Consider the following 19693-nt stretch of genomic DNA (forward strand, 5'->3'; position numbering starts at 1 on the left):
ACGAAATCGAAACCCTCTTGCGCCTGTGCGCGCAACTGGGCGTGGCGAAACTCCCCAGCCATCGATTCGAGACGCTGGACGACCAGGTTTGGGAACGGGCCTGGATGGATGCCTACCAACCGATTCAATGCGGAAAACGTCTCTGGGTCTGCCCGAGTCATTGCGCGCCCCCGGATGCCAGCGCGATCAACATTCGACTGGATCCGGGCTTGGCGTTTGGCACGGGAACCCACCCGACAACGCGTTTGTGCTTGGAATGGCTGGCGGAGCACGATTTAACGCGGCAACACATTTTGGACTATGGTTGCGGTAGCGGCATCCTGGCAATCGGCGCCGCCCTGTTGGAGGCAAGTCAGGTATGGGCCGTCGACATCGACCCTCAAGCACTAACGGCAACTGACCGCAACGCGGCCTTGAATGGTGTCTCGGCACGGTTAGAGGCCATGCACCCGGACTCGCTTCCCATGGTGACTGCCGACGTGGTTGTAGCGAACATCCTGGCAGGCCCACTGCAGCGGCTAGAAGCCCGACTCGCCGAGTACACCAAACCCCACGGTCAGATTGTCCTCTCCGGGATTCTCGAACGACAAGCGTCGGCCGTTATAGACAGTTATCAGATGCACTTCAGCCTCGTCAGCACAAAAATCTCGGAGGGTTGGGCCCGCATCGAATTACAGCGGCGGGCCACCTAAGGAACCATGTACACCGAATGCCCGGCCTGCAAAACGCTTTTTCGAATCCAGGCACATCACCTACGGACCGCCCACGGAGTCGTGCGGTGCAGCATCTGTCACACCACCTTCGACGCATTGGATTACCTACAGGACGATCTCGCCGAACAGCCGCCGGAACTGACGACCGCAACCGAACACGAGGAGGATGCGAGTCAGACTGAACCCGAGGCCGAAGCGTCCACCGATGCCACCGCGTCATCGACGGAAGAACTCGAGTGGGTACCGGAACAAGAAAGCGAACCCGTCACTGATACCTGGGAAGAAATCGAACCAGAACCCTCAGATAGCGAAGACGATTCGCGCGCGGCCGCCTTCTTGCCCACGAACAAGCCGCGCCGTCCCAAGCGTATCTGGCTATGGGGCATCTTGTCGTTTCTCGCGGCGACCGCCCTGTTGACCCAGTGGGCTTGGTACACGTTTCCCGCGTGGTCACAGAACCCGAACATGCGGCCCGCAATGGAGCGTGTTTGCGGCCGACTGAACGAGTTGTTTTCCTACCGGTGCGATCTGCCACCGCTGGCTGACCTGGCCGCCCTGCGACTGATCGATTATGAATTTACCAGCCATCCGAACCGCGAAGATGGCTTGTACTTTAGAGCGATTCTGGTCAACGATGCAGAGTTCTCTCAACCCTACCCGTTGGTATTTATCAGTATGGACGACGTATGGGGAGAAACCGTCGCGGTCGGACACTTCGGCGCCGCCGACTACCTGGATGAACCCTTAGGTGCCAACGCCGGCATCTCCCCTCACGCGCAAGTCCCCATTCGTCTGGAGCTAAAAGATCCCGGCGCACAGGCCACCGGATTTCGTTTTGACCTGCAATCCCTGCCGTAGCATGGCGTTAATAGCACACGCCACGAGGAACGTAGCAGCCCGTCCTTGAGGACCGAGTAGAGCCGTTCTATTATTAGCACACGTTCGCTAAGCGTACCGCGTTGCCAAGCCCGGCATGTTGTCCCGTAGGCGGGCCTTTTACGAAGAGCCGTCGGCAAAAGTGCGCTTATTCGACGAGTGATGTACTCGAGCGCATCGCCGCTAAATCTGCTTTACCACTAAAACGGCAAGATCGGTACCAAAAATTATACCGATGACGCGGCAAACCCCGGTCATCGGCTAGTGAATAGCATCACCCAATAAGATCGCTCCGGAGTCGAAGAAACTCCTGGGTATTATATCGTATCGATGGTTAGCACGAGAGACCGGGGTCACAAGAATTATGAAGGAATTGGCGCCAATGGAAAACGCGAAGCGGATCGGCACGCCCTATGCGGTCTCAGTCGAAAATGAATTCGAACCCCTCCATGTCTGTGTGGAACGAGCGATTCAACGCTACTTGGATGATTTGGGGGACTTTCCACCGGGAGAGATGTACCGAATGGTACTGGAAGAATTTGAGCGCCCCCTTTTGAAAACCGTCATTAAACATACCAACGGCAACCAGACCACCGCCGCCGATATTCTGGGTATCAACCGCACGACGCTTCGCAAAAAATTGCGGCATTACCAACTGGACAACATCAGTTAACCGCCGGCGTAACCTCGGCACGCGAAGTGCCTCCGAATAATCCCCCGCCTTTTTAAGGGAGCAGCCAAACCTATGGCTAAGCTACAACGCGCTCTGCTTAGCGTGTCAGACAAAACTGGCATCATCGAACTCGCCCGAACACTCGCCGATCTGCACGTAGAAATTCTCTCTACAGGCGGTACCGCCCGCCTTCTGGCGAGGCATGGAATCGCCGTCACCGAAGTATCGGCCTATACCGGTTTTCCCGAAATCATGGACGGTCGAGTGAAAACCTTGCACCCGCGAATTCACGGTGGGCTGCTGGGCCGGGCGGGGTTGGATGATGCCACCATGGCGGACCACAACATCCCGTCCATTGATCTGTTGGTGGTGAATCTTTATCCGTTCGAACAAACCGTTGCCATGCCGGGATGCAGCCTGGAAGAAGCTATCGAAAACATCGATATTGGCGGCCCGGCCATGCTCAGAGCCGCCGCGAAGAACCATCATCGCGTCACCGTCGTCGTTGACCCCAGCGACTACGACGAAATTGCCCAGTCGTTGAGAAGCGAAGGTGGCGTGGATCAACCCCGCCGACTGGAGCTGGCCAGCAAAGCCTTCGCGCACACCGCCCGCTACGACGGCGCCATCGGCAACTTCCTGACCGGACTTCAAAGCGACGGGACGGCTGGCGAGTTCCCCAGAACGTTGAGCCGACAGTGGCACAAAATCGAAGACATGCGTTACGGCGAAAATCCACACCAAAACGCGGCGTTCTATCGGGACTCAACCACGCCACCCGGCACCATCGCTGGCGCCAAGCAACTTCAGGGGAAACCCCTGTCCTTCAACAACATTGCTGATGCCGATACCGCGCTGGAATGCGTAAAGCAATTTGAACAAGCGACCTGCGTCATCGTCAAACATGCCAATCCTTGTGGCGTGGCGGTCGCTGAGAATTTGATCAGCGCGTACAACCGCGCGTTCGCCACCGACCCGACCTCGTCGTTCGGAGGAATCATTGCGTTTAACCGCACACTGGACACCCAAACCGCGTCCACGATAGTCGAGCGACAATTCGTAGAGGTCATCATCGCCCCTGATTTCGAGCCGGCGGCCGTCGAAGCACTGGCTAAAAAACCCAACGTACGGGTACTCGCCACCGGCGAACTGTCGGCTTCCTCACCGAACCAGTGGGAGTTACGGACGGTGGGCGGCGGCTTGCTCGTGCAGCAGCGGGATGGTTTAGCGCTCAACCCCGACGCCCTTCGCGTGGTGAGCCAGCGCGCGCCGTCTGACGAAGAACTTCAGAATCTCCTGTTTGCCTGGAAGGTTGCCAAGTTCGTGAAATCCAACGCCATCGTCTACGCCGGCGCGGGCTACACCATCGGCATCGGTGCCGGCCAGATGAGCCGGGTTTACAGTGCACGTATCGCCGGCATCAAGGCGGCAGACGAAGGCCTGGAAGTCAAAGGCTCCGTGATGGCATCGGACGCGTTCTTTCCCTTCCGCGACGGGATCGACGCAGCAGCCGAGGCAGGCGTGACGGCCGTGATACAGCCCGGCGGGTCGGTTCGCGACGAGGAAGTGATTACGGCAGCAGACGAACACGGTCTCGCTATGGTCTTCACCGGGATACGACACTTTAGACACTAGCTCGGGCGTATAAGTTGTGCATCCCCGTCCGCGAGGGCGGGGCCGCTGACAGCCCGCATCGTCAGGCTTGAACGGCGACCCGAACGCTGGATTAGTGCTATGCTTAGCCGCCGAAACGGGCACGAAAACATCGTGCCCCCGGGGTTGAGTGTGGAATGGAGCAGACATGAAGGTTCTGATTTTAGGTGGTGGTGGACGTGAACATGCGTTGGCATGGAAGTGTGCTCAGTCTGCCCAAGTTCGAACCGTCTTCGTCGCGCCCGGAAATGCGGGCACCGCAGCCGAACCCAAAGTTCAAAACATTGCCATTGCGGCGGATGATATCGACGCACTCGTGAAGTTCGCCATTTCAGAGCTGATCGATCTCACGATCGTCGGCCCCGAAGTTCCCCTGGTTGCCGGCGTAGTCGACCGTTTTCGAGAAAACGGACTGCCATGCTTCGGACCGACGCGCTCGGCAGCGCAGTTGGAAGGCTCGAAGGCATTCTGCAAGGCATTCATGGAACGCCATGGCATTCCAACGGCCCATTATCAATCCTTTACCGAGCTTGCGCCGGCCCTGGACTACTTAAAGCATCAGTCATTGCCTATTGTCATCAAGGCCGATGGTCTGGCGGCGGGCAAGGGTGTGGTCATCGCCAACACCGCGCGAGAAGCCACTGCCGCGGTGGAAGACATGCTTTCCGGCAACGTGTTCGGCGAAGCCGGGCATCGTGTGGTCATTGAAGAGTTTTTACAGGGCGAAGAAGCCAGCTTCATCGTCATGGCGGACGGTCAGCATGCCCTGCCCTTGGCCAGTTCACAAGATCACAAGGCACGAGACGATGGCGACACCGGACCCAACACCGGCGGCATGGGCGCCTATTCGCCGGCGCCGGTTGTGACACCCGAAATTCACGATCGGGTAATGGCCGAAGTCATCGAACCAACCATTCGCGGCATGTCGACGGAAAACATGCCTTATACCGGATTTCTCTATGCCGGACTCATGATCGGCAAAGACGGCTCGCCGAAAGTGCTGGAATTCAACTGTCGATTCGGCGATCCTGAAGCCCAACCGGTGCTGATGCGTCTGAACACGGATTTGGTGGAACTATGCCAACTGGCGCTGGCCGGACGTCTCGACGAGGCCCATGCCGAATGGAATCCTGACACCGCCTTGGGTGTGGTCATGGCAGCCGGTGGCTATCCAAACCAATACCGACGCGGTGATATCATTACCGGACTGGATAGCCAGTGGCCGGAAAACACCAAAGTGTTTCACGCCGGCACATCTCACGGAACAAACAACAATCAAATTGTGACCAATGGGGGACGCGTACTGTGTGTGTGCGCGCTCGGATCAGATACGGCCGATGCCCAGGCCCGAGCTTATGATGCGGTCGGCCGCATCGATTGGCCAGGGGTGTACTTTCGGACCGATATCGGACATCGAGCGATTGGTCGATCTTAATATTTAAAGCATCTCTAGCGGAGAGGTTGTTGATGAATATCATGCGTGCTGCCGCATTGGTCGCGTGCGTGTGTCTTCCCCCTGTGGTTTCTTACGCCGAAACAACTGACGACACGTTCTCAGCGTTGGACGCGACATGCTCCTGCGGCAATGGGCTGGAAACCGAGCGGGATCGGGAGATTACTGCAGACGACGATACCGATTCCTCCGTTGATGAACCAGCGCGCGAACTGAAAGAACGTCTCATACTGGGTTGGGCGGAACCGATTCGTCTGGAGCCTTGGGGCATCACCGTGGAAGCGCGGCTGGATACAGGCGCCAAGACATCTTCTCTCCATGCCACCAACATCGAGCGGATTCGACACGGCGAAGAAAAATGGGTGCGTTTTCAATTCGACCCCGATGACGAAGAGCCGACGACTATCGAGGCGCCGCTTGTTCGCAACGTCATTATCTTACGCCACGACGGCGACCATCAGCGGCGCCCCGTGGTTAAGCTTGGCTTCTGCCTCAATGGAAAACAGTTCGAAGGTCAATTCAGCCTCATCGACCGCAATGAACTCACCTATCCAGCTCTACTGGGACGCAGATTCCTCAGGAACGTTGCGCTGGTCGACCCCGGCCACCGTTTTTTGACCAAGCCGACGTGTGGTGACGAGGCCACGAAATGAAAGACCTCCGGGTGTGGCTGATAGCCGCTACGCTGGTCACACTGGGTTGTGCCTTGTTCATCTACAAGTGGCAATACCTGCAATTCCCGTTACATCCAGAGCAGCGCAGCGCGCTCTGGATGGTGGAAGCTCGGGTGGCTCTGACGCCGAAATCCGGTGTGCCGGTTCAAGTTCAAATGCAATTACCCGGCCCGTTCAGTTCGTATGCCCTGTTGAGCGAAGACTTCGTATCACGCAAATTCGGCTTGACGACCGAGACGTATGACGATTTTCGTCAAGCCAATTGGGCCATCCGCCGCGCCAACGACGAGCAAGTTTTATACTACCGTGCGGTGCTCCACGAGCAGCCGACGGCCAAAGGCGCAGACAGCTCAAGCCGCCCACCGTTTCCCGAAGTACCGGAATACGAAGAACCTTATCGATCCGCCGTGATGACTTTGCTGGACGAAGTCAGAAGCCGTTCCGCTGACATCACCACGTTTACCAGCGAACTATTGGTTCGCATGAACGAACCCAATGGGGATGAAAACGTCAATATACTCCGTCGCGGCCACGACGATCGCGCCGATTGGGTCAGACAATTGGTTCGGGTTCTGGCGGGTGCCCGCATTCCAGCTCGCCCGGTTTCCGGGCTCAAACTGTCGGAAGGTCTCACGACGGCCGAGCTGGAGTGTTACCTGCAGGTTTTTAATGGCCGGCGATGGGTCATATTCGACCCTTATACCGGCCGTCCCGGCTTGCCTGACAACTTTCTGGTTTGGCATGTGGGCGAAGAGCCCATCATCCGAACGCGTGGGATTTCCGACGCAGAAGTGAAATTCTCCGTCGCCAAAACCTACCGCGAAATGATTGCCGTCGCTCAGCAGGAAGCGTTGATCACCAACCCCGGCCTGGCGCGATTCTCGCTGTTGAGCCTGCCGGTACAAACACAGAACATCTACCGCATCCTGCTCACGGTGCCCATCGGCGCCCTGCTGGTTGTTTTCTTGAGAAACCTTATCGGCATCAAAACCTTTGGTACCTTTATGCCGATTTTGATCGCCTTAGCCTTCCGCGAAACCCAACTTTTGTGGGGCTTGGTGATGTTCGTCCTATTGGTCGGCGTCGGGCTCGCGATTCGATTCTATCTTGAACAACTCAAGCTATTGCTCGTCCCACGGCTTTCCGCGGTATTGATCATCGTGGTTCTTCTGATGGCGGCATTCAGCATTCTCAGCCACCGCCTGGGTCTGGAGCGTGGCTTGTCCGTGGCATTGTTCCCCATGGTCATCATGGCCATGACCATCGAACGCATGTCGATCGTTTGGGAGGAACATGGACCGAACGAGGCCATCCGGCAAGGTGCCGGTAGCCTCATGGTGGCCGTTGCAGGCTACTTGGTGATGACCAACGTCTATGTGGCCCATCTGGTGTTCGTCTTTCCCGAGCTGCTGCTACTGATCCTTGGCATCACATTGGTCATGGGGCGATACACCGGATATCGGCTAACCGAGCTACGCCGGTTCCGGGCGCTCGTCAAGGAAGACGGAACGGATTGATGTTCGGCATCCGGTCACTCCAGAAGCAAGGTGTGTTAGGAATGAATCGGCGTAACGCCGATTACATCTCCCGATACAACCCCCGTCACCTCTACCCACTCGTGGACGATAAAACGCGAACCAAAACGCTGGCCCTGGAAGTGGGTATCCAGGTTCCCGAACTCTTCGGCGTCATAGAAGTCGAGCACCAGCTCAGATCTCTCGGCGATATCGTGGCGCGTCACGATGCGTTCGTGGTGAAACCTGCCAACGGCAGCGGCGGGAACGGCATCCTGGTGATCGATGGCCGGATGAACGGACAGTTTCGGAAACTCAACGGCCAATTCCTCCATCTCGATGAGATCGCTCACCATATATCGAACATACTGAGCGGTATGTACAGCTTGGGTGGCCAACCCGATAAAGCCCTCATCGAATACCGCGTGGAATTCGATCCTTTGTTCGAGAAGGTGAGCTACCAAGGTGTCCCGGATATTCGAATCATCGCATTTCAAGGCGTGCCGGTCATGGCCATGGCACGACTACCCACCCGACAATCCGGTGGTCGCGCCAACCTTCATCAGGGTGCCGTAGGGGTCGGTATCGATATCGCCAAAGGCATCACAACGGGCGGCGTATGGCGAAATCGCGCAGTCAGCGTCCACCCCGACACCGGCGCAGATATCGCCAACATCGCCATCCCCCGGTGGGACCATCTTTTGGAACTCGCCGCTCGCTGTTACGACTTGACCGGCCTGGGATACTTGGGTGTCGACGTCGTCTTGGATCGTCATTTAGGCGCTTTAGTGCTGGAAATGAACGCTCGACCGGGTCTGAGCATACAGATCGCCAACCGCGCCGGGCTGTTACATCGACTCCGTCAGGTGGAGGCCTGTGCGCCATCGGCGTCCGATCCGTTGGCGCGTGCGCAACTTTGTGTGGCGCTGTTTGCCTGATCCCTACGTCCCGCTAGCGTTTACGGATCAGCGTTAATCCATCCGCCAGGGGAATCAAGCTGATGTCAACCCGCTCGTCCCCGAGCAGCATTTGATTGAAGGCGCGAATCGCTTGGGTGTCTTCGTCCTGAACACTCGGATCGGCCACATGACCCGACCACAACGTGTTATCGACGCAGATTAAGCCGCCTCGCCGCAGCAAAGGCAGGCTGGCCTCATAGTAAGCCAAGTAGTTTTCCTTGTCGGCGTCGATGAAGACAAAGTCAAACGACTCCCCATGGCCGCCCTGCATCAAAGCTTGCAAGGTTGCTAACGCCGGGGCCAGACGCAAATCGATCTTCTGTTCAACCCCCGCCCGACGCCAGTATTTTCGAGCCAGAGTCGTCCACTCAGTGTTCACGTCACAGGCCACCAACCGGCCATCTTCCGGCAGCGCGAGGGCCGTCACTAGGGCGCTATAACCCGTAAAAACACCGATCTCGATCGCCCTGTTGACGCCAATGAGTCGCAGCAACATGGCCATAAACTGCCCCTGCTCGGGGGCAATTTGCATTTGTCTTTCAGGTAATCGGTCCGTCGCTTCACGCAGTTCACGCAAAACGGGTGGTTCACGCAGGGAGACAGAGAGGAGATAGTCATGCAAACGTGAATCGAGGGTGAGCGTTTTTCGAGTCATCCCAATTCCCCACTGAAACTCAGGGCTCGTGAACGATATTGCGACTCAAATGAGAATGAAGTTAACCCTCAGCACCTATCGATCATCCGCGTTTCATGGAGTCGAAAAACTCCCCATTGGTCTTGGTGTTTTTCATACGATCCAAAATAAACTCCATCGCGGCCAATTCGTCCATCGGATGCAACAGTTTTCGAAGAATCCAAATCTTCTGCATCTCTTCGGGGTCGGTGAGCAACTCTTCTCGGCGGGTACCGGAGCGATTGATGTTGATGGCGGGGAAAATGCGTTTCTCGGCAATTCGGCGATCCAAGTGCAGCTCCATGTTGCCGGTGCCCTTGAATTCCTCGTAAATCACGTCATCCATTCGCGAGCCGGTATCAATCAGGGCCGTGGCGATAATTGTCAGGCTGCCACCTTCCTCCACGTTTCGCGCAGCACCGAAAAATCGCTTCGGCCGCTGGAGTGCATTGGCGTCGACACCACCGGTCAACACTTTACCCGACGATGGGACGACGGTGTTGTAGGCGCGAGCCAAACGGGTGATCGAATCCAGCAGAATCACCACATCTCGCTTGTGCTCGACCAGACGCTTGGCCTTGTCGATTACCATTTCCGCAACCTGAACGTGGCGACTGGCCGGTTCGTCAAAGGTACTGGAGATCACCTCCCCCCGGACAGAGCGCATCATTTCAGTCACTTCCTCCGGACGCTCGTCGATCAACAATACGATCAAGTAGCATTCGGGGTGGTTGGCAGCGATGCTCTGGGCGATATTCTGCAGCATCATCGTCTTACCCGCTTTGGGTGGCGAAACGATCAAGCCGCGTTGCCCTTTTCCGATGGGTGAGACCATGTCGATAGTTCGGGCCGTCAGATCTTCGGTGCTGCCATTGCCCTGCTCAAGCGTTAACCGCTCTTTGGCAAACAAAGGCGTGAGATTCTCGAAGAGAATTTTGTTGCGTGAGGCTTCGGGCTTTTCAAAATTGATTTCGGTGACTTTTAACAAGGCGAAGTATCGCTCGCCTTCTTTCGGAGGCCGGATACGTCCCGCCACCGTGTCCCCCGTTCGCAAGTTGAACCGTCGAATTTGGCTCGGCGAGACGTAGATGTCATCTGGACCGGCGAGATAAGAGCTATCCGCTGATCGCAAAAAACCGTAACCATCCTGGAGTATTTCCAGCACGCCGTCGCCGTATATTTCGTCACCGTTCTTCGCCACCTGTTTCAGGATTGCGAAGATGATGTCTTGTTTCCGAGATCGGGCCGTACCCTCAATGTTCATCGACAAAGCCAAATCGATGATTTCACCGGCGGGTTTTTTCTTGAGTTCAGTCAAGTTCATGATTAATGACTCGGGGGGATATCGGTATGAGCCGCGGATACACGAAACGGGTACCGTCAATTCATACCTTTAATAAGGACTAATGCGAGGACAATACTCTTGGGGGTTAAAAACTCAATGCTTGCTCATTCGGTGGATACAATCGAACAACAACCGTATGAGCGAGGCACCGCCTGACGCAGCCGATCAGGCGGAAACCACATAATTCGTCTAAAATTTATTCAAATATTGCTGTCGAGGAAGGCATTGAGCTGTGACTTGGACAGCGCACCAACTTTCGTTGCCTCGACGTTTCCACCTTTGAAAATCATCAGGGTCGGTATACCCCGAATTCCGTACTTCGGTGGTGTACTAGGATTCTCATCGATATTCAGTTTAGCAACTTTCAGCCGACCGCTATACTCGGCTGCGACTTCATCCAATAAAGGCGCCACCATTTTGCACGGGCCGCACCATTCAGCCCAGTAGTCCACCAACACCGGCTGCGCCGATTTGAGGACCTCTTCGTCAAAACTGTCGTCGGTAACGTGGGTGACCACACCGCTCACGAACTTTACCTCCGGATTCGAATCAAATGCTGTGAGTTAAATCGGGGGAGATTCAAGAAAGCCACCTGAGTCGGGGCATTAATGTGACGCAGCCCCCCAGTTAAGGCACAATACTAAAAGGAATGGATGCCATCGACGTGCCGCTTATGAATGGTAAAGATAACGGCAGGTCCCGCCCGATGCAAGTACTCCCTTAAAGATCGAAATCCGAGTCTCAAGCGGAACCCAGCATGCATCCCGCACCACAACCTTCACTGGCCAGCGGCCCGGAGCTGTTAGACAACACCCGATATGAGTAACAAAACCCATTTAACGCAACTCGCTTTCGAGGAACTCGGCTTGCCCGAACCCCTGCTCGAAGGCGCGAAATCCGCTGGCTTCGAGTATTGCACCGCAATCCAGGCAGCGACCCTTCCGATAGCCATGAAAGGAGTCGACCTGGCCGGTCAAGCCCAAACGGGAACTGGCAAAACCGCAGCCTTTTTGCTGGCCGCCATGCATCGGCTCCTGACGCGGCCGCCATCACCGAAACGACGCCCGAACCAACCCCGCGCCATTATCCTGGCGCCCACTCGTGAACTGGCGATACAAATCCACAACGACGCGCAGGCGCTCGGGCAGCATACGGAGCTTCGCTTGGCTTTGGTATATGGCGGAACAGGCTACCAGAGCCAGCGCCAACAGCTCGAAGAAGGCGTCGACATTCTCATCGGCACACCCGGCCGGATCATCGACTACTTCAAACAACGCGTGTTCGATTTGCTCGCCATCGAAGTGGTGATATTGGACGAAGCGGACCGGATGTTCGATCTGGGTTTCATCAGCGACGTACGTTACCTGCTGCGACGCATGCCAGCGCATGATCGGCGCTTAAACCTGTTGTTCTCGGCCACTTTGTCCTATCGCGTGACGGAGCTGGCATACGAGCACATGAACAACCCTGAACTGATCCGGATCGACGCTGAGCAAGTGACCGCCACCGGCGTGCGGCAAGCAATGTACCACGTGGCCATGGAGGATAAACTCCCGCTGCTACTCGCTCTGCTTGCCGAGATGCAACAAGAACGTGTGATCATTTTCGTGAATACGAAGCGCGCTGCGGAACAGGTCACCGCGACCTTAGATAGCAATGGCCACAAAACCGCACTGCTCAGTGGCGATGTGCCGCAGAAAAAAAGACAACAACTGCTGCACGCATTCAATCAGGGCGATGTCAGCATTCTAGTCGCGACCGACGTCGCCGCCCGAGGGCTGCATATTCCGGAAGTCTCGCATGTGGTGAACTTCGACTTGCCGCAAGATGCGGAGGACTATGTCCACCGCATCGGTCGCACGGCACGGGCAGGAGCCGAAGGTGATGCGGTCTCATTCTGCTGCGAAGAGTATTGTTATTCGCTGCCGGAGATTGAGGAATATGTCGGTGAAAAGATTAACGTCAAGGCGGTACCCGCAGAACTCCCGACACCAGCACCGGCGGCCAAATCCCCTCGGTCTCGCCGCGGCGGCAAACCGACCCACCCGCGGAATCGGTCGAAACAAGGATCCAAGCAGCGCAGCGGGCGCCAAAATCGGGCTTCCGACGCATCAGATACCCACAATTAAACCAAGCGCATCTCGGAGTGAATAGCGTATGACCATCAAGCAAGAACTCCTCGAGGCCGTCAATCGCATTGGCCGCGAAGCAGGACAAAAAATTCTGGAAATTTACGCCACCGATTTCGGCGCCGAAGAGAAAAGCGACAACTCACCCCTGACCGCAGCCGACATGGCCTCACACGAGGCCATCCTAGCGGGACTCGAACCGCTCTTGGAAAACACCCCAGTCTTATCCGAAGAATCAGGCCTCGCGGACTACGAGACACGAAAAAAATGGTCGCGCTATTGGTTGGTGGACCCGTTGGATGGAACCAAAGAATTCATCAAACGAAACGGCGAGTTCACCGTTAACATCGCCTTGATTCAAGACCACCGCCCTGTTTTGGGGGTCGTTTACGTACCGGCGAAGGCCATGGGCTACTATGCCGCCGAAGGTGTGGGCGCGTTCCGATTCGAAGAAGGTCAAAAGCCCGTTTCGATTCATGTTCGCCGGCTCGCCCCCGGTCAACCCATCATCGCGGTAGCCAGCCGAAGCCACCAAACGCCCGAGGTCGCCGGTTTCCTATCGAAACTCGGGGACCACGAAGTCACCTCGATGGGCAGTTCTTTAAAAATTTGCTTGGTTGCCGAAGGCCTCGCCGATATCTATCCGAGACTGGGGCCCACTTGCGAGTGGGACACGGCGGCCGCCCAAGCGGTGCTCGAAATCGCGGGCGGCCAGCTCACCGACACCGACATGGCGCCGCTTCGGTACAACACCAAAGATTCGCTGCTCAATCCCTACTTTCTCGCCTTTGGCGACGCAGCCCACAACTGGTCCGACTGCTTGCCTGATCTCCCATCCGATGCGAGCTAGTCGGCCCGGGATCGGAGAACTCAGCGTAGCTGCTTGCCGTGGTAGAACGACCCACCTAAACTGAAGGATCAACCCCATGAGAGGGTGGGGTGTGCTTTAGGAGGAACCCGGTCATGTTGGTTTTCAAAGTGGTTGATAAAAATAAAAACCCAGTCAAAAAAACGAAGGTTACAGTTAAAGTCACAGATGGCGGCGATGCCACCGCCTGGACTGACAAACAAGGCTTTGTCGCCCAACCCATCACAGGCGGGCAACATGGAAAAGTATTGATCAACGGCAAAGAGGTCTACGAAGGCCCCCTATACGTCGATGAAATCGTTGCGGACATTTAAGCGGCCGACAGGTGGCAGCGGGACGTAAAAACCCGTTCGCCACCACCCATAAACACGCACGCCGAAAGGCACCCCTGACAGTCCGGAGAAGAACACTTCGACGTTTCACGACGGTAAATAACAAAGGAAAAACCGTTTGAGAGTTGCAATCGTCGGGGGAGGAATTAACGGGATCTGTAGCGCCTGGGCCTTGGCGCGGCGCGGCCATCAAGTCGACCTGTTCGAGTCGGGCCAGTTGGTGCGGGCCACCAGTTCCGCATCAAGTAAACTACTCCATGGTGGTCTTCGCTATCTTGAGCACGGTGAGTTTCGCTTGGTTCGCGAGGCACTGCGAGAACGACGTTGGTGGATCGATCGAGCCCCACATCTTGCCCGGCGACTGACCTTGTTGCTTCCGATCTATCGTCACAGTCGCCGCCCCCGCTGGCTTGTCAAAATGGGCCTCGCAACCTACGACTTGCTGGCTGGAAGATCCGGCTTGGGACGCCATCGCTGGCTGAGCCTCGCTGAGTTAGAACAGACCTCGCCCGAGCTACGCCAAGAGGGACTGCTTGGCGCTTATCGCTTTTTCGATGGGCAGATGGATGACTTGCGATTAGGGCTGTGGGCGGCGGAACAGGCCCGAAACGCCGGCGTGACCATCCACGAACACTGCCGGATTCTTAAGGTCACGACCCGTGGTGGACTTCGCCATCAAAACGGTGAAGTTGAGTACGATCGTATCGTCAATGTTGCAGGCCCTTGGGCCGAATCACTGTTGAACGAAAGCGGGATCGACCATCGTTTCAAGCTGGATCTTGTGCGCGGAAGTCACCTGCTGATTGAAGGCCGACTCGACAATGGTTTTCTTCTAGAAACAGGCGTCGATCAACGCATCTTCTTTGTTCTCCCGTATGGTGAACAAACGCTGATTGGCACCACGGAAGTTCGACAATCACTGGATGATCCGATTGTCTGCAGCGCAGCCGAGCAAGACTACCTACTGACGGCCTATAACCGCTACTTTTCTCGCCCAATCAAGGCGGACGATATTGTCCGGACGTTTGCCGGCGTGCGACCGCTCATTCACTCGGCCGACGATCCAAGTTCTGTCAGCCGGGAATACAGAATCACCCGCAATGGTCGTCTCGTCACAGTCTATGGCGGAAAATGGACAACCGCACGCGCACTGGGCGAACAGGTGGCCAACGTTTCCGAGCGCCCGTAGCCGACCGCTGTCCGTGATGGCCATCAAGTTTGACTTTGTCGTGTTCGGCGTCCGAGCCACTCATTCGTCACGACGCCGCCCCCGCCTAGAACAAGGAACCAGACCAAAGCCCAACCAGGGATCGTCAATCCCAAGAAACGCCAATCCACGTTGGCGCAACTCCCTGACCCCCGCAAAACGGTGTTGATGGTCTCTTGCAGGGGGAAATTGCGCAGCATAAATGCCAGGTCGGGTCCGCACGCGGGAACGCGGTCCGGCGGAAGGCTCTGGAGCCAGAGGTGACGAATGGCCAAGGCGATCCCGGCCACGGCCGTCAATACCAGCAACGCAGTATAGACGTGTCGCCCGAAACCTTTCGGATTATGCAAAGCGGCGGCCAGAAACACCAAACCCAACGCTAAAAATGCCACCCGTTGAATGATGCAGAGCGGACAGGGATCGAGCCCTTGTCCGTATTGCAAGTAGTAAGCAAAGGCCAGTAACCCGGCGCAGCCAAGAAATCCCAGTAAATTGGTGTAGCGCGGATTGATTGACAAGCCGTCACCTGATTCCATCTGTGCGTTCATTGGTTCTACTCTCTCGGCGTCTCCCCATTCGCCTCAATCACCCGTCCGCTCAATCGCCATATAAGCGCCGGTGAATTCCATGGCGTTTTTTCCATTCTGTTGGATTACGACATCCAAATCCAGACGGGCGCGACCTCTGTTGTCGAGTTCCTCGAAGTATCGGTCCCATGAGAACGCTTCGGCGACCACACAATAGCTTTCAAGGTCGGCGGTTACCGGCCGCAGAAAACGGCTTTCGGCACGATAGATCACCGATTCGCCCGGGAAATGCCGGGCTCGAAGTTGCAATTCCAACAGCGCCCAGCCTGTCACCACCGATAGCGCTTCCAGACTTCCACCGAACGCGGCGCCCTTGTGGTTCCGGTTTTTCTCGTAAGGCGCCCGCAAGCGGATAGAGCGGTGATCGCAGGCGACCAACTCGACCCCCATACACTGACACAAGGGAATCCCTTCGCCCAAGATCTGGCGAACGGTCTCCACCGCATTCTGATTGACCGAACTAATCGCCACTCCCCCCTCTATTGTCCTTGTTTTTGTGTACTACGCTTCTGTTTCAACTCGGTTTCACGAAAGCAGCCACCAACCGCCGACTGCGCGACGAAAAACGCCTGACAATCACGGAAACGTCAACGGACAGTAACACATCGGTCATAGATCGCGCCTAACCTTCCGGGAAATTCACTATCCGGAGGCTTGTATGCGAATCGAATCTGCCATTGCACCCCAGCGACCGCGGGTCGGTCCACGTCTGCAGGCGCGATTCGCCATCACTGAAGACGAAATTCGTGAAGCGCAGCGATTGCGCCACGCGATTTTCGCCGGCGAAATGAACGCCAAACTTAAATCGCCCACCCCGGGATTGGATTCCGATCTGTTCGACGACTACTGCCAACACCTCACCGTCATCGACCGAGCCACTGACACACTGGTGGGTTATACCCGCATCTTGACAGAAGAACGAGCCGCCGAAGCGGGCGGGTTCTATTCGCAAACCGAATTCGCGCTTGAGCGAGTGCTCAGTCTACCTGGGCGGTTCATGGAAATCGGCCGTACATGCATCCATCCGAACTATCGCTCCGGAGGTACCATCGCGGTGCTATGGAGCGCTCTGGCCGATTTCATCAGCACACATGGCTACGACCACCTGATCGGCTGCGCAAGCATCCCGTTACAGAGCGGACATGCCGCCGTGCGCACCCTGATCCGGAACCTGCGGACCGATCAAACCATTCACCCCGACTTTGCCGTGGTTGCCAAACACCAGCTGCCGCAACACAGTCCGGCCATTGCCCACAGCAGCGTTCAGATGCCCGCACTGATACGCGCCTATTTAAGGCTTGGCGCGCAGCTTAGCGTCGATCCCTATTGGGACCGAGATTTCAATGTCGCGGACGTTTTGGTTCTTCTCTCCCAGAACCACGTCAATCCGCGCTATGCACGTCATTTTCTAGCCGCAGCGTGAACTGGGCTTCCTCGATTCGCTCGTCGCTGAAACTGGCGACACTCTTGTTGCTTTTGGGTTACGCCCTCTTACTCGGGGTGTTTCTCGTAATCGGATCAAAACTCGTCGCCCCGAACCGGGCCCGCCAAGCTCGTCAGGCGCTGACGGCTCATTGGTTCGCCGGGCTGGCGCGGGTATTGTCATTACGCATCACGGTTCATGGCGCCCCCAGCGATACACCCGCCCTGATCGTCGCCAACCATATCTCGTGGCTGGACATCGTGGCATTGAATTCGGTGCTTCCGCTGCGTTTTATCGCCAAAGCAGAAGTGGCGAACTGGCCCCTGATCGGCTGGCTGGCCCGACAATGCGAGACACTGTTTCTGCGCCGTGGTCAGGGCACCAGCTCCAAGCAGCTGTGTGATGATATCGTTGTGAGCCTGCAGAACGGCGACCGCGTGGTTTTGTTTCCAGAAGGCACAACAAGCAATGGTGTGCGACCGCGGCGTTTTCACCCCAGACTCTTCCAAGCGGCACTCAATACCGACAGGCCTGTTCAACCGGTCGCGATTCGCTACCCCGACCGTGATGGTGATGGCCGCGGCATGAACCCGCTGGCGCCTTTCGTGGACGAGGACACGCTACTGCGCCATTTGCTGGCGCTTCTGAAAGCCGAAAGCCTTTGCATTGAGCTGTTTTTCATGGCGCCTATAACAGCGACCGGAACGCGAACCGCACTATGCCAGGCGACCGCGAACGCGATCCGTGCGGCCATAGACCACGCGGAATCCGGCGTGAAATGCCCTGAGATCACTCCCGAAAACCCGGCCTGCCCATCCACATAAAATCTGTCCATACGGTTGATGGCCCAAAAAAAAGCGCCCGTTTTGAAACGGACGCTTTATTGTGGCTTCGCCTGACTGCTGCTGGCCCCGGACCGTCTGACAGCCGCCAAATCGGGAATCCACTGCGTGATAATCAGTAATCCTTGATGACTAATCCTTCCTGGGCCTCGAAGTATGCCGCCAGATCACGCATGTCTTGCTCACTCAAACTTTTCGCAAATCCGGCCATGATGGCATTACTGCGAGTACCGTCCTGGTAACTTTTTAACGCCTGATAGAGGTAGTCGGCATATTGCCCCGCCAAGACGGGATAGTTGGGGGCCACGGGGGCCTTACCACCCACGCCATGACAGGAAACACAAACCTGAGCCTTTCCTTTGCCTGCCTCCGGATCGCCGGCAGCCGCATATCCCGGCGCCACCGATAAACTCGCCAGCAACAGCGCGAACGAAATCAATCTTGTGGTCATCAACGAGATCCCCTTCCTAGTCGTTACCCGCAGCAAAATATGCTGCCATATCGCGCATCTGCGCTTCGGTCAAAGAAGCCGCCTGGGCCTGCATCGTGGCGTGGGTCCGTTCACCGGACTTGTAGGCCTTCAAGGCCGCTACGATGTATTCGGCCTGCTGTCCGCCGAGTTTCGGCCGCGGATAGCTGGGATACGTATCCGTCTGGGTCGCGGAACCCGCGCCGTGACAACCCATGCAGGTATCCGCGAGTACGCGACCTGCTTCAACATCTCCCTGCGCGAGGGCAGGCCCCGCAATGACCATCGTCGCAATCAGCGACACCGTGGTAAATAAACGCATCATTGTTCTGTTCAGCCTCTTCTTTAGACTCGATAATGGCGTAAATCGGGCAACCGAATTACGCAGGTCAGTCTGCCGGCGGAAAATGATCGGAGCGCAGATTATAGGGAAGTCAATGCGCGAGTGATAGCCAAGACGCGACCGACGTCATCAACGCACGACTACGCATCGGTATTTCGGCGGATCAGCGCCAAAAAAACGGACTCCGGAAGGAGGCGTCGAAGCAGCAACAATGGGCGCGCGTACAAGCCCCCCGCGTAACGAAAACGACGAGAAGGATCGGTGGCGGCACGATATATCAACTGCGCCAGTTCACGGGGCGGCGTTCCGGAGGTGCCCGCCTTCAGCCGCTCGGTCAGTCGACGAATACGATCCCGATAGAAAGGAATGTCCATCTCACCCAGAATCAGCCCCTTGGTCGCGAATTCGGTCTGAGTAAACCCCGGCTCGACCACCTTGACCCGCACACCGCTGTCGTAGAGTTCGTACCACAAGGCCTCCGAAGTCGCTTCCAAGGCGTGCTTTGCGGCGTTGTAGTAACCGTAAAACGGGAAGGCGAACCGACCACCAATGCTGGTGACAGTAATGACCGTACCCTGGCCGCGATCACGCATCTCGGGAAGAAACGCACGCATCACCCGAACGGTGCCGAAATAATTGGTATCGAATGACGCCCGAATCTGCGCCTCAGAACAGGTCTCAATGGCACCGGTCAGACCGTAACCGGCGTTATTCACCACCACATCGACACTACCGAATCGAGACAGAGCCTCCTGCTTGGCAGATTCCACACTCTCGGCATCGTCGAGATCCAAAGCCATGGGGTGGACGTTGGATGGCCAGTTAAATTCTTCGGCCCGATCAGGACGACGCATAGTGGCGATAACATCCCAACCGTGGTTCGCGAACAATTCGACACAGGCTTTCCCGATGCCCGATGAAGTACCCGTGATCAAGACTGTGGGCATCACGCCCTCCTTT

The 19693-nt window shown here is 56.6% G+C and carries 22 protein-coding genes; 14 read left to right on the forward strand and 8 right to left on the reverse strand.

All coding sequences use genetic code 11. The features are described from left to right. The 8 genes from prmA to SVU69_00040 all read left to right on the forward strand — a co-directional run. Positions 1–692 (forward strand): 50S ribosomal protein L11 methyltransferase (gene prmA, locus SVU69_00005; protein MDY6941374.1); only part of this gene is annotated, 692 nt, incomplete at its 5' end. Between the two features lie 6 nt (positions 693–698). Further along, positions 699–1571, forward strand: coding sequence for a zinc-ribbon and DUF3426 domain-containing protein (locus SVU69_00010; protein ID MDY6941375.1), 873 nt, complete (start codon positions 699–701; stop codon positions 1569–1571). A 400-nt stretch (positions 1572–1971) separates the two neighbouring features. After that, positions 1972–2262 carry a helix-turn-helix domain-containing protein gene (locus tag SVU69_00015; GenBank protein MDY6941376.1) on the forward strand — a complete coding sequence of 97 codons (291 nt, stop codon included), beginning with the start codon at positions 1972–1974 and terminating at the stop codon, positions 2260–2262. A 72-nt stretch (positions 2263–2334) separates the two neighbouring features. Further along, complete coding sequence (gene purH / locus SVU69_00020; protein ID MDY6941377.1) at positions 2335–3897, forward strand: bifunctional phosphoribosylaminoimidazolecarboxamide formyltransferase/IMP cyclohydrolase; 1563 nt, start codon at positions 2335–2337, stop codon at positions 3895–3897. A 166-nt stretch (positions 3898–4063) separates the two neighbouring features. Next, positions 4064–5350, forward strand: a complete 1287-nt coding sequence (gene purD, locus SVU69_00025) for a phosphoribosylamine--glycine ligase (protein ID MDY6941378.1) — start codon at positions 4064–4066, stop codon at positions 5348–5350. Between the two features lie 32 nt (positions 5351–5382). After that, a complete protein-coding gene (locus SVU69_00030) occupies positions 5383–6021 on the forward strand; it encodes an ATP-dependent zinc protease (protein MDY6941379.1) in 639 nt (212 codons plus the stop codon). Next, positions 6018–7559, forward strand: coding sequence for a UUP1 family membrane protein (locus SVU69_00035; GenBank protein MDY6941380.1), 1542 nt, complete (start codon positions 6018–6020; stop codon positions 7557–7559). Before SVU69_00030 ends, SVU69_00035 begins: the two co-directional genes overlap by 4 nt. Then, on the forward strand, positions 7559–8494 hold the full coding sequence (locus SVU69_00040) for an alpha-L-glutamate ligase-like protein (GenBank protein MDY6941381.1): 936 nt from the start codon (positions 7559–7561) through the stop codon (positions 8492–8494). The genes SVU69_00035 and SVU69_00040 overlap by 1 nt, the downstream gene beginning before the upstream one ends. 13 nt (positions 8495–8507) lie before the next feature. On the opposite strand, the gene SVU69_00045 is transcribed toward SVU69_00040, so the two are convergent. The 3 genes from SVU69_00045 to trxA all read right to left on the reverse strand — a co-directional run bounded on the left by SVU69_00045 (position 8508) and on the right by trxA (position 11060). After that, the gene (locus SVU69_00045; GenBank protein MDY6941382.1) at positions 8508–9170 is read right to left on the reverse strand and encodes a class I SAM-dependent methyltransferase; all 663 of its coding nucleotides are present in this window, start codon (positions 9168–9170) and stop codon (positions 8508–8510) included. Between the two features lie 82 nt (positions 9171–9252). Beyond that, a complete protein-coding gene (rho, locus tag SVU69_00050; GenBank protein ID MDY6941383.1) occupies positions 9253–10512 on the reverse strand; it encodes a transcription termination factor Rho in 1260 nt (419 codons plus the stop codon). Positions 10513–10733: 221 nt separating this feature from the next. Further along, positions 10734–11060, reverse strand: coding sequence for a thioredoxin TrxA (gene trxA, locus SVU69_00055; protein ID MDY6941384.1), 327 nt, complete (start codon positions 11058–11060; stop codon positions 10734–10736). Positions 11061–11351: 291 nt separating this feature from the next. On the opposite strand from trxA, the gene SVU69_00060 reads away from it, so the two are divergent. The 4 genes from SVU69_00060 (at position 11352) to SVU69_00075 (ending at position 15051) form a co-directional block, all read left to right on the forward strand. Next, a complete protein-coding gene (locus SVU69_00060) occupies positions 11352–12662 on the forward strand; it encodes a DEAD/DEAH box helicase (protein ID MDY6941385.1) in 1311 nt (436 codons plus the stop codon). A 28-nt stretch (positions 12663–12690) separates the two neighbouring features. Next, positions 12691–13512, forward strand: coding sequence for a 3'(2'),5'-bisphosphate nucleotidase CysQ (gene cysQ / locus SVU69_00065; protein MDY6941386.1), 822 nt, complete (start codon positions 12691–12693; stop codon positions 13510–13512). Positions 13513–13625: 113 nt separating this feature from the next. Then, a complete protein-coding gene (locus SVU69_00070; protein MDY6941387.1) occupies positions 13626–13844 on the forward strand; it encodes a hypothetical protein in 219 nt (72 codons plus the stop codon). Positions 13845–13980: 136 nt separating this feature from the next. Continuing rightward, positions 13981–15051, forward strand: coding sequence for a glycerol-3-phosphate dehydrogenase/oxidase (locus SVU69_00075; GenBank protein MDY6941388.1), 1071 nt, complete (start codon positions 13981–13983; stop codon positions 15049–15051). A 23-nt stretch (positions 15052–15074) separates the two neighbouring features. Here SVU69_00075 and SVU69_00080 read toward each other — a convergent pair whose 3' ends face one another. Both SVU69_00080 and SVU69_00085 read right to left on the reverse strand, forming a co-directional pair. Further along, positions 15075–15587 (reverse strand): disulfide bond formation protein B, encoded by a 513-nt coding sequence (locus SVU69_00080; GenBank protein ID MDY6941389.1) that lies wholly within the window; start codon positions 15585–15587, stop codon positions 15075–15077. 63 nt (positions 15588–15650) lie between these two features. Further along, on the reverse strand, positions 15651–16127 hold the full coding sequence (locus tag SVU69_00085; protein MDY6941390.1) for a YiiD C-terminal domain-containing protein: 477 nt from the start codon (positions 16125–16127) through the stop codon (positions 15651–15653). A gap of 187 nt (positions 16128–16314) precedes the next feature. Between SVU69_00085 and SVU69_00090 the strand changes: the two genes are divergently transcribed. Then, on the forward strand, positions 16315–17079 hold the full coding sequence (locus tag SVU69_00090; protein ID MDY6941391.1) for a GNAT family N-acyltransferase: 765 nt from the start codon (positions 16315–16317) through the stop codon (positions 17077–17079). Continuing rightward, a complete protein-coding gene (locus SVU69_00095) occupies positions 17076–17903 on the forward strand; it encodes a lysophospholipid acyltransferase family protein (GenBank protein MDY6941392.1) in 828 nt (275 codons plus the stop codon). The genes SVU69_00090 and SVU69_00095 overlap by 4 nt, the downstream gene beginning before the upstream one ends. 133 nt (positions 17904–18036) lie before the next feature. Here the strand turns inward: SVU69_00095 and SVU69_00100 are convergent, their stop codons facing one another. The 3 genes from SVU69_00100 to SVU69_00110 form a co-directional block, all read right to left on the reverse strand. Continuing rightward, on the reverse strand, positions 18037–18372 hold the full coding sequence (locus SVU69_00100; protein ID MDY6941393.1) for a cytochrome c: 336 nt from the start codon (positions 18370–18372) through the stop codon (positions 18037–18039). A 16-nt stretch (positions 18373–18388) separates the two neighbouring features. Continuing rightward, positions 18389–18715, reverse strand: a complete 327-nt coding sequence (locus SVU69_00105; protein MDY6941394.1) for a c-type cytochrome — start codon at positions 18713–18715, stop codon at positions 18389–18391. 158 nt (positions 18716–18873) lie between these two features. Then, the gene (locus tag SVU69_00110) at positions 18874–19680 is read right to left on the reverse strand and encodes an SDR family oxidoreductase (GenBank protein ID MDY6941395.1); all 807 of its coding nucleotides are present in this window, start codon (positions 19678–19680) and stop codon (positions 18874–18876) included. Between the last annotated feature and the right edge of the window lie 13 nt (positions 19681–19693).

The sequence above is a fragment of the Pseudomonadota bacterium genome (assembly GCA_034189865.1).
Taxonomy (GTDB): domain Bacteria; phylum Pseudomonadota; class Gammaproteobacteria; order UBA5335; family UBA5335; genus JAXHTV01.

Bases quoted from the DNA above. Each gene is read 5' to 3' on its own strand.
- SVU69_00010 (MDY6941375.1), top strand. From the start codon at position 699: ATGTACACCGAATGCCCGGCCTGCAAAACGCTTTTTCGAATCCAGGCA.
- SVU69_00015 (MDY6941376.1), top strand. From the start codon at position 1,972: ATGGAAAACGCGAAGCGGATCGGCACGCCCTATGCGGTCTCAGTCGAA.
- purH (MDY6941377.1), top strand. From the start codon at position 2,335: ATGGCTAAGCTACAACGCGCTCTGCTTAGCGTGTCAGACAAAACTGGC.
- purD (MDY6941378.1), top strand. From the start codon at position 4,064: ATGAAGGTTCTGATTTTAGGTGGTGGTGGACGTGAACATGCGTTGGCA.
- SVU69_00030 (MDY6941379.1), top strand. From the start codon at position 5,383: ATGAATATCATGCGTGCTGCCGCATTGGTCGCGTGCGTGTGTCTTCCC.
- SVU69_00035 (MDY6941380.1), top strand. From the start codon at position 6,018: ATGAAAGACCTCCGGGTGTGGCTGATAGCCGCTACGCTGGTCACACTG.
- SVU69_00040 (MDY6941381.1), top strand. From the start codon at position 7,559: ATGTTCGGCATCCGGTCACTCCAGAAGCAAGGTGTGTTAGGAATGAAT.
- SVU69_00045 (MDY6941382.1), bottom strand. From the start codon at position 9,170: ATGACTCGAAAAACGCTCACCCTCGATTCACGTTTGCATGACTATCTC.
- rho (MDY6941383.1), bottom strand. From the start codon at position 10,512: ATGAACTTGACTGAACTCAAGAAAAAACCCGCCGGTGAAATCATCGAT.
- SVU69_00060 (MDY6941385.1), top strand. From the start codon at position 11,352: ATGAGTAACAAAACCCATTTAACGCAACTCGCTTTCGAGGAACTCGGC.
- cysQ (MDY6941386.1), top strand. From the start codon at position 12,691: ATGACCATCAAGCAAGAACTCCTCGAGGCCGTCAATCGCATTGGCCGC.
- SVU69_00070 (MDY6941387.1), top strand. From the start codon at position 13,626: ATGTTGGTTTTCAAAGTGGTTGATAAAAATAAAAACCCAGTCAAAAAA.
- SVU69_00090 (MDY6941391.1), top strand. From the start codon at position 16,315: ATGCGAATCGAATCTGCCATTGCACCCCAGCGACCGCGGGTCGGTCCA.
- SVU69_00100 (MDY6941393.1), bottom strand. From the start codon at position 18,372: ATGACCACAAGATTGATTTCGTTCGCGCTGTTGCTGGCGAGTTTATCG.
- SVU69_00105 (MDY6941394.1), bottom strand. From the start codon at position 18,715: ATGATGCGTTTATTTACCACGGTGTCGCTGATTGCGACGATGGTCATT.
- SVU69_00110 (MDY6941395.1), bottom strand. From the start codon at position 19,680: ATGCCCACAGTCTTGATCACGGGTACTTCATCGGGCATCGGGAAAGCC.